The 1,942-nt window shown below is 41.0% G+C and carries 1 protein-coding gene; it reads left to right on the top strand.

The features are described from left to right. Positions 1 to 1,942: beta strand repeat-containing protein (locus tag R2R28_RS28990; RefSeq protein WP_316829150.1), on the top strand; the 1,942-nt coding region annotated here is incomplete at both ends.

Genomic DNA, 1,942 nt, shown 5'->3' with positions numbered 1-1,942 from the left:
TCAAACGGTTAATGGTTGTGAGAGTGCTACACGTGCTTCTATTACGGTAGGTATTTATCAAACTCCAAAAGGATTTAATGATACGAAGACACTTGATTGCGCGGGGATGTTTAGCTACAATATTCAAACGCAGAATATCAACAGTACAGCAAATGGAGGCAATTCGGTTCCAGCGTCATTTACGTGGACGATAAATTCAAACACGAATGTCACCGGTGCTGCAAATGGATCAGGCAATACAATTAATCAAACTTTAATTAATACGGGTAACAGCGCTCAGGCAATTGTATATACTGTAACGCCCAAAGCAACTGTTACGGGAGGCTGTGTTGGTAATCCTTTTACCATTACGGTTAATGTTCCTGTTTGTTCATCGCTATCGATCACAAAAACGAGAAATGTAACATTGGTTAACCAGACCGGAAATGTGATTAATTATACAATAACAGTTTCGAATACCGGTAATGCCAATCAAAATAATGTGGTACTTAATGACCTTTTATTGGGTGGTAATTTAAGCAGTCCTGTAAAAACCGGAAATACAGATAATATTTTAGAAAAAGGGGAGATCTGGACTTACACAGGTTCCTATACCGTACTTCAATCTGATTTAAACAATAATGGCAACCCAACCAATAATTCAGGCAAGATCAGCAATACTGCTAGTGTAACAACTACTGAATTTCCAACTGCAAAAACAGCAACGGCTGATGTAAATATTGTTTTAAATCCATCAGTTGCCCTGGTTAAAACCGGAACGCTGAATACTAACGGAAACACAATCAGTTATTTATTCACAGTTAAAAATACAGGTAATGTTACTTTAAGTAACCTTACCATAACCGATAGTAAAGTTACGAGCGTAATTACATTAGCGGCTACAACGTTGGTTCCTGGTGCCAGTACAACTGCAACGTCAGTATATACAATTTCTTCTGCAGAAAAAGCTGCCGGATCAGTTAGCAATACGGCTACAGTTACTGGAAAAAATCCATTAAATGGCAATGTGTCTGATATTTCGGGCACAACAGAGGGGAATGATAACCAAACGGTAACTTACACTGGTGTTTATGCTGTTGATGATGAAGGGACTTTAAATGCAGTAACCGGTGGTATTGCGGTGAGCAATGTTTTAATTAACGATAAAGTAAACGGTAATCAGGCTACTCTAGCCAATGTAACGATCAGCCAGATATCCACCAGCCATCCGAATATTTCTATCGATCCTGCTACCGGAAAGGTTAATGTATTGCCGGGTACGCCTGTTGGAGATTATACTTTGGTTTATCAAATTGAAGATAAGGCGAATCCTGGGAATGTAAAACAGGCGACGGTTACTGTGCATATCATTGCGGGTGCTTTGCTTGCTAAAGATGATGCAGGTTCAGCCAACTCGGTAACGGGTGGAACTGCAGTAGCGAATGTATTATCTAACGATAATTACAACGGAACCACAACGGCTCCGACTTTGGCTGATGTCACCATCACTAACGGTGCGAATGACAGTAATGGCAAAGTAACCTTAGATGTAACAACTGGCAAAGTGAGTGTTGCTGCCAATACCCTGGCAGGTGTTTACACTTTAACGTACACCATCACCGATAAGCTGGATGCCACCAAGACATCAACTGCTACGGTGAAAGTAACTGTAGCTTCTGGTGCTTTGCTTGCTAAAGATGATGCTGGTTCTGCGAACTCGGTAACGGGCGGAACTGACATTATAAATGTATTATCGAACGATAATTACAACGGAACAACTGTTGCTCCGACTTTGGCTGATGTCACCATCACTAACGGTGCGAATGACAGTAATGGAAAAGTAACCTTAGATGTAACAACCGGAAAAGTAAGCGTTGCTGCCAATACCCCGGCAGGTGTTTATACTTTAACGTATACCATCACCGATAAGCTTGATGCCACCAAAACATCAACCGCTACGGTG

The sequence above is a fragment of the Pedobacter miscanthi genome (genome assembly GCF_032678605.1).
Classification (GTDB): domain Bacteria; phylum Bacteroidota; class Bacteroidia; order Sphingobacteriales; family Sphingobacteriaceae; genus Pedobacter; species Pedobacter miscanthi_A.
The sequence above is the reverse complement of the archived record's forward strand: the minus strand, read 5'-3'. Positions and strand labels throughout refer to the sequence as shown.